Genomic DNA, 7,161 nt, shown 5'->3' with positions numbered 1-7,161 from the left:
ATTTTCAATCGATTACATAAGAATTAACAGAGTATTGATATCAGAATCATAATAAAATACGTAACTAACATTTATCAACTCATAATTATCAAATGCTTATAGGCTGCTTGCAGAACTAAAGGTTCACAAGCAGCCTTGTCTTATTCCAGCCCATTGGATTATTCCCTTTTTATCCATACACCCCTTTAAGCCTCCCATTCTATGATCCTTCTTTCATCACTTCCCCCAAAAACATCCATCACTTCCCCAATTTTATACTGCCGCCAAATATCAAGGGCTGAAAATCAAAATCCCTTGTTGCATTTCACGATTTAGGTCTATCTTTGCACCGAAAATTTCAAAAAAGACTTTGAAGTAACACATAAGGAACTTCGGAATCAACAGAAATTAAACTTAGAAATCAATAACATTAAATTAGACTTAAAAACCTAACAAAATGGAACAAAAGAAATACTTCTTTGCAGTGGATTTAGGTGCCACCAGCGGAAGAACCATTATCGGTAGTTTATCAGATGGAAAGTTCAATCTGGAAGAACTGACACGTTTCGACAATAATCTCATCGAGACGGGCAATCACTTCTATTGGGACATCTATGTGCTCTATCTGGAAATCATCAAGGGCTTGAAACTCGTGGCTCAAAAAGGCATCAACATCCAGAGCATCGGAATCGACACCTGGGGATGCGACTTTGTATATGTGGGCAAGGACGGTGCCATCCTCCGCAACCCTCTCGCCTATCGAGACCCACATACAGTGGGCATGATGGAGAAATACTTCGACGAGCAAATCAGCAAGGAAAAGGTATATGAAAAGACGGGCATCCAGTTCATGAACTTCAACTCCCTCTTCCAGATATACGCTATGCGCAAGGCTGGCAATGTGGCTTTGGAGAATGCAAACAAAATACTCTTTATTCCGGATGCGCTGAGCTATATGCTTACCGGTAACGCTATCTGCGAATATACTGTAGCCTCCACCTCGCAGATTCTCAATCCGATGACAGGCGACCTCGACCAGGATCTTGTTGAGAGTCTCGGATTGAAGCGCGAACAGTTTGGAGAAATGACAGCACCAGCTACCATCATCGGCACACTCACCGAGGAAGTACAGAAGATAACTGGCTTGAATGCAGTACCTGTCATCGCTGTAGCAGGGCATGATACTGCCAGCGCAGTAGCTGCCGTTCCTGCCAAGAATGAAAAGTTCGCTTACCTCAGTTCTGGCACTTGGAGCCTCATGGGTATAGAGACTCAGAAGGCTATCATCAATGAACATAGCTATGAACTCAACTTCACAAACGAAGGCGGTATCGAGGGCACTACCCGATTCCTCAAGAATATCTGTGGTATGTGGATCTACGAGCGTTGCCGCAAGGAATGGAAAGATGCGGCAGCTGCTAATAACAGTGACCAGACTTGTCTGGGACATGGCGAACTGATTGCTGAAGCAATGAAGCAGCCAGCCTTCCAAAGTATCATCAATCCAGACGATGCTGTCTTTGCCAACCCATCCAGCATGGTAGAAGCTATCAAGCAATATTGTGAAAAGACCGGTCAGCATGTACCTGAGAGCTACGGCGAATTCTGCCGCTGCATCTTCGAAAGTCTTGCCCTTCGCTACCGTCAGGTATTCACATGGCTCAAAGAATTTGCAGATTTCGATATCAACGTGCTCCACATCATCGGTGGCGGTTCACTCAACCAATACCTCAACCAGTTTACAGCCAACAGTTGTGGCGTAACAGTACTTGCTGGTCCACAAGAAGGTACAGCTATCGGAAATATCATGCTGCAGGCTAAGGCTTCCGGCTTGGTAAAGGATATCTGGGAAATGCGACAAATCATCGCCAACTCTCTGGAGTTGAAGAAATTCGAGCCACAGGACAAGGATGCTTGGGATGCAGCTTACGAGAAGTTTTTAAAGGTAAAAGGGTGAAAAGGTAAAAAGGTAAAAAAGTAAAAAGGTAAAGAAAGAAATAAACAATAAAAGATTAACAATATAAAACTTAAAGACAATTATGAAAACAGATTTGATTTTGAAGAATTACGAGATTGCAAAAGAGCGCTATGCTGCTCTGGGTGTAGATACCGACAAGGCTATCGAGACATTGGAGAAAACTCCTATCTCTCTGCATTGCTGGCAGGCTGACGATGTAGTTGGTTTCGAGCGTGGCGAGGCTGCTTCTGGCGGTATCCAGAGTACAGGTAACTATCCTGGCAAGGCTCGCAATATCGATGAACTCCGACAGGATATTGAAAAGGTAAACTCTCTCCTCGCTGGTACCTTCCGTCTCAATCTCCACGAGATATATGGTGAGTTCGGTGGCAAGCAAATCGACCGTAACGAGGTAACCGTAGATCAGTTCACAGGTTGGATGCAGTGGGCAAAGGAGCAGAACATGAAGCTCGATTTCAACTCTACTTCTTTCTCTCACCCATTGAGTGGCAACCTCACTTTATCAAACCCAGACCCTGCTATCCGTGAGTTCTGGATTGAGCACACCAAGCGTTGCCGCCGTATCGCTGATGCAATGGGTAAGTTCCAGAACGATCCATGTATCATGAACATCTGGATACACGATGGTTCTAAGGATATCACTGTAGAGAAGGGACGCTATCGTGAGATTTTGAAGAACTCTCTTGATGAGATCTTGGCAGAGGAGTTGCCTAACATGAAGTCTTGTCTCGAAGCTAAACTCTTCGGTATTGGCTTGGAGGCTTATACCGTAGGTTCTCACGACTTCTACGCTGGCTACTGCGCTAAGAACAATGTGATGTACACCCTCGATACAGGTCACTATGAGCCAACAGAGAACGTATCAGATGCAGTTTCAGCACTCCTTTTCTTCGTACCAGAGTTGATGCTCCATGTATCTCGCCCAATGCACTGGGATTCAGACCACGTAACACTCTTCGACGACAATACCCGCAACCTCTTCTCAGAGTTGGTTCGTGCCAATGCCCTCGACCGTGCTCATATCGGTCTCGACTACTTCGATGGTTCTATCAACCGTATCGGTGCTTACATCATCGGTGTACGTGCTGCCCAGAAATCATTATTGCAGGCATTCCTTGAGCCTCTCGACACCCTCCGCAAGTACGAGGATGAAGGCAAGCTCTTCCAGCGTCTTGCTCTCTTGGAAGAAGAGAAGACATTGCCATTCGGCGCTGTATATGATTACTTCAACCTGAAGAACAACATTCCTGTTGGTGAGGAATACATCGCTGACATTGAGAAGTACGAGGCAGAAGTTCTCGCTAACCGCAAGTAAGTGAAGAACGAAGAGTGAAGAACGAAGAATTCAATAGTCTTATGGCTAAAAAAGCATTTGAATTCTTCACTCTTCGTTCTTCACTCTTCACTTTAATTATACAATTATGGAAATATTAATAGGACTTTTAATCATAGCCGTGGGTGCCTTCTGCCAATCCAGTTGCTATGTGCCAATCAACAAGATCAAAGATTGGAGTTGGGAATCCTACTGGTTGGTACAGGGAGTATTCGCCTGGTTGATACTGCCTTTCTTGGGAGCCTTATTGGCTGTACCAGACGGACATTCTTTCTTTGAATTGCTCGATGGTAACGGATTCAATGTAGCGATGACCATGCTCTTCGGTGTACTTTGGGGCGTGGGTGGTTTGACTTTCGGTCTCTCCATGCGCTATCTCGGTGTGGCTCTCGGCCAGAGTATCGCCCTTGGAACCTGTGCAGGTCTGGGTACCATCATGGGACCCGTTTTGCTCAACATCTTCTTCCCAGAGATGAATGCCTTGTCTTCACTCACGTTCAGCGTGATACTCGGCGTAGTGGTTACCCTCGTGGGTATCGCCATCATCGGTGTAGCAGGCAGCATGAAAGCAGCATCACTGTCAGAGGAAGAAAAGAAGGCAGCAGTCAAGGACTTCAACTTTCCTAAGGGTCTCGCCATAGCCCTCTTAGCAGGTTTCATGAGCGGTTGCTTCAACGTAGGTCTTGCCTTCGGCAGCGACATTCATTTCGGTAGTTTCACTCCCGACATGTACAAGACACTCCCTGCCACTTTCTTCGTGACACTGGGCGGTTTTGTAACCAATGCCATCTACTGTTTCTATCAGAATACAAAGAACCATACTTGGGGCGATTATCAGAAACAGGAGGTATGGGGCAACAACCTTCTGTTTTGTGCCCTTGCCGGTGCCTTGTGGTACAGTCAGTTCTTCGGTTTGTCATTGGGCAAGGGATTCCTCACAGAATCACCCGTTCTCACTACCCTTTCCTTCTGCATCCTGATGGCTCTCAATGTGGTATTCTCCAATGTATGGGGCATCATCCTGAAAGAATGGAAAGGCTGTTCGGGCAAGACCATTGGCGTGCTGCTGGTAGGTATATTAGTACTCATCGTCTCTTGCTTCTTGCCTCAGCTTATCTGATGCAGATAAATACCTATGCCATCAGAAATCAATCGTATAGCAATTTGCATTTGTATAACAAGTAAAAAACATAAAATAACATGAAACGTTTTGCATTCAAGATGTATCTCAAGAAGGGATGCGAGAAAGAATATGCCAAGCGCCACGCTGCAATTTGGCCGGAGTTAAAACAGATGATCAAGGACCAGGGTGTAAGCGACTACAGCATCTTCTGGGACAAGGACACCAACCTGCTCTTTGCCGTCCAGAAGTGCGATAGCGACACCAACAGTCAGGACACCACCAACGTGGATCCAATCACACAAAAATGGTGGGATATGATGGCTGACATCATGGAAGTGAATCCAGACAACTCTCCTGTCAGCATCCCACTAGAAGAACTCTTCCACATGGATTAAAGTCATATCTATATTGCCCAGATTTGGCTCACCTATTTGGGCACTCGTTGCCCGTCTCGTGAGCAACAGTTGCTCGTCTCATGTTCATCGGTTCCCCATCACGTGGTCCCCGAGGGACCGCTTGAAGGTCATGGCAGACAACTGTAGTTTCCTATATTTAGTTGACTACATCATCAGATTGCGCCTTGACATCTATGGATGCCAAGGTGCAAAATAATATCAATGTGGAAAGAATTCTATCCATATTATTCCCATTCTAATGGTTCTAAGCCTTTTACAAATATAGTATCTCGAAATACATTAAAACAATACCTACTTTGATCACACCCACCATCATATACCCAATAATTATTCCCTAGTTCTGGATACATAGGATAAAATTGTGTTCTTATTTCTTTTTTTAAATATCTAATTTTATATTTGTTCAATGTACAACGAAGCATCTCGAAATCTTGTCGCAAGTAAATGATATTAGAATTGTCGTGCATATAAAAAGTTATAGGTAGATATTGACCGTGTAATGACCATGGTAGAAAAATAGAATCAGTTTTACCTAGGATAAGTACATCGTTATTTTCTTGTTCTACAACAGAGAAAGTAAATCCATTTTTGTCATTATAATACGTATGTGTCTTTGATCCACATGCCTCAAACAGAAGTATACTTCCAATTAATAATATATATAAGTATTTCATATTTTAAAAACCTCCGAAAATCGAATTAAACAAAGTTTGAATACAAGAATTTATGGATCTTGTTAAATTAGCGGCTTCTGTTATGCCGTTTGAATGTACATTCAACGGCGGTTCTTTTCTTCACTTCGTTGCCCTCGTTGATGGAGGTCGTCACGTCGGTAGATGCAAGAATGCCAGTTGTGGCATCGTAGTTATTGGTGGTTGTACTGCGAAAGATTTCTTTTGTCCCCTTATAGTCAATGATGGTATGTGTGAGGATTTTGCCAGTAAATGTAGACGTGAATTGCTCCCGACGAAGATGGTTGCCCAGCAGTTTCGAGTTCTTCTCCACGACACGCCCCTTCTGGTCGTAATACATTGCTGTTACGATTTCCGTTCCATCACTGGCAAGCTGCGTTTGCACACAGGTGAATGTATTGCTCAACTCGTTTCTTTGGGCACTTGTGATGCCCATGTCCCCAGAGTAAGCAAGTATGTTCCTTGCTTCAGCTCTCAGTGTACCGTCATTGCCGTTAATAAGTCTATAGTCTCCGTCGTAATAGTTCCTTTGCTCGATTCCATAGATGGCATTTCCCTGATAGATTGTCTGGGAGCTTATGCGTCCCAGTCCATCGTAGTATTCGATCGTGGTTACAACGTTTTGTCCTTGGTCATCCAGCATAGGGAATTTGATGACATAATTATTATCATCAGATTGCGCCTTGACATCTATGGATGCCAAGGTGCAAAATAATATCAATGTGGAAAGAATCCTATTTGTCATATTTGTTATCTGTCTCTGTAAGCATGAACTTCAGACTTGAACTTAGATTTTTTTATTTCTTTATATTCTTCCAATGAACAGCCAAAACATTCAATTAACTCAATATTTGTAATTTTATTTTTCAATAATGCGTTTTTAATCTCATTTGAAACAATAATACAAGAAGTTCCTTTGATGCCAAATATTTGTAGCGAGTTATCTTGGACATAATAAAAATGAGGGTCATACCTAAAAAGTAAATCGTCTTTATTGATGAAAGTATATGCATCTAAATTATAAATTACATAGTATAGTGTTTCTACCCCCTCTATAGTTATTGGATAGCATTTATCGGTCATATCTATAAACTTAGATAATACGTAAATAACCCTTTGCGAAAAGAAATATTCTCCACTTTCATACAGGCGGATAATGTCATAAGCTTTTTTGCCTGAAGCGATTGTAAAAACAATATTTTCAGGGAGTTTTTCCTTTTGAAGCGGATCCAAATATTTCCATAAAATTTCATAAGAAGTTTTAGAAGTGATTTCTAACATACTTCTTTTAAAACGATGATGTAAGCTATAATACGAAAGCATATTTTTTTATTTTAATTTGTTGGTGTATCACCAATTTTATTACCAAAATATTTTTTTTCTAATTGATCTCGAAAATTTGTCACTTGAGTTTTGGTTGGCTTACCTTTATGATTTATCATAAAATTATCCCAGTTTCTGGTCAAAGCGTTACTTTTCTTTCTATGTCCATTTGCCTCACGCCACACGACATTACCTGGTTCATCAATATTTATGCCCAACTTTTCAAATTGTTGTCTATATTTTTGAGGTAACGTATGGTGAGCCTCATAACCCTTACCTATCTTGCCCGTAGCTTTCTGCAAGACACTGCGATAATT

The 7,161-nt window shown here is 42.3% G+C and carries 8 protein-coding genes; 4 read left to right on the top strand and 4 right to left on the bottom strand.

Going from position 1 to position 7,161, the window contains the following annotated elements; translation table 11 throughout:
* The first annotated feature begins 436 nt into the window (after positions 1-436).
* The 4 genes from rhaB (at position 437) to rhaM (ending at position 4,808) form a co-directional block, all read left to right on the top strand.
* Complete coding sequence (gene rhaB, locus DW917_RS15830) at positions 437-1,936, top strand: rhamnulokinase (RefSeq protein ID WP_118120270.1); 1,500 nt, start codon at positions 437-439, stop codon at positions 1,934-1,936.
* An 82-nt stretch (positions 1,937-2,018) separates the two neighbouring features.
* Complete coding sequence (locus DW917_RS15825) at positions 2,019-3,272, top strand: L-rhamnose isomerase (RefSeq protein ID WP_118120267.1); 1,254 nt, start codon at positions 2,019-2,021, stop codon at positions 3,270-3,272.
* A 106-nt stretch (positions 3,273-3,378) separates the two neighbouring features.
* Positions 3,379-4,410, top strand: a complete 1,032-nt coding sequence (locus DW917_RS15820) for an L-rhamnose/proton symporter RhaT (protein ID WP_118120265.1) — start codon at positions 3,379-3,381, stop codon at positions 4,408-4,410.
* Positions 4,411-4,490: 80 nt separating this feature from the next.
* The gene (gene rhaM / locus DW917_RS15815) at positions 4,491-4,808 is read left to right on the top strand and encodes an L-rhamnose mutarotase (RefSeq protein ID WP_022110650.1); all 318 of its coding nucleotides are present in this window, start codon (positions 4,491-4,493) and stop codon (positions 4,806-4,808) included.
* A gap of 245 nt (positions 4,809-5,053) precedes the next feature.
* On the opposite strand, the gene DW917_RS15810 is transcribed toward rhaM, so the two are convergent.
* From DW917_RS15810 to DW917_RS17370, 4 genes are all read right to left on the bottom strand, one after another.
* The gene (locus DW917_RS15810; protein WP_118120263.1) at positions 5,054-5,503 is read right to left on the bottom strand and encodes a hypothetical protein; all 450 of its coding nucleotides are present in this window, start codon (positions 5,501-5,503) and stop codon (positions 5,054-5,056) included.
* Between the two features lie 67 nt (positions 5,504-5,570).
* Positions 5,571-6,266, bottom strand: a complete 696-nt coding sequence (locus DW917_RS15805) for a hypothetical protein (RefSeq protein WP_147344233.1) — start codon at positions 6,264-6,266, stop codon at positions 5,571-5,573.
* A 5-nt stretch (positions 6,267-6,271) separates the two neighbouring features.
* Complete coding sequence (locus DW917_RS15800; RefSeq protein ID WP_118120259.1) at positions 6,272-6,802, bottom strand: hypothetical protein; 531 nt, start codon at positions 6,800-6,802, stop codon at positions 6,272-6,274.
* A 53-nt stretch (positions 6,803-6,855) separates the two neighbouring features.
* Positions 6,856-7,161: hypothetical protein (locus DW917_RS17370; protein ID WP_199545583.1), on the bottom strand; the 306-nt coding region annotated here is incomplete at its 5' end.

It is taken from the genome of Prevotella sp. AM42-24 (genome assembly GCF_003461825.1).
In the GTDB taxonomy this organism is placed as follows: Bacteria; Bacteroidota; Bacteroidia; order Bacteroidales; family Bacteroidaceae; genus Prevotella; species Prevotella hominis.
This window is presented reverse-complemented; position numbering and strand designations above follow the sequence as displayed.

Excerpts from the sequence above, each read along its gene's own strand:
- rhaB (WP_118120270.1), top strand. The coding sequence starts at position 437 with ATGGAACAAAAGAAATACTTCTTTGCAGTGGATTTAGGTGCCACCAGC.
- DW917_RS15825 (WP_118120267.1), top strand. The coding sequence starts at position 2,019 with ATGAAAACAGATTTGATTTTGAAGAATTACGAGATTGCAAAAGAGCGC.
- DW917_RS15820 (WP_118120265.1), top strand. The coding sequence starts at position 3,379 with ATGGAAATATTAATAGGACTTTTAATCATAGCCGTGGGTGCCTTCTGC.
- rhaM (WP_022110650.1), top strand. The coding sequence starts at position 4,491 with ATGAAACGTTTTGCATTCAAGATGTATCTCAAGAAGGGATGCGAGAAA.
- DW917_RS15810 (WP_118120263.1), bottom strand. The coding sequence starts at position 5,503 with ATGAAATACTTATATATATTATTAATTGGAAGTATACTTCTGTTTGAG.
- DW917_RS15805 (WP_147344233.1), bottom strand. The coding sequence starts at position 6,266 with ATGACAAATAGGATTCTTTCCACATTGATATTATTTTGCACCTTGGCA.
- DW917_RS15800 (WP_118120259.1), bottom strand. The coding sequence starts at position 6,802 with ATGTTAGAAATCACTTCTAAAACTTCTTATGAAATTTTATGGAAATAT.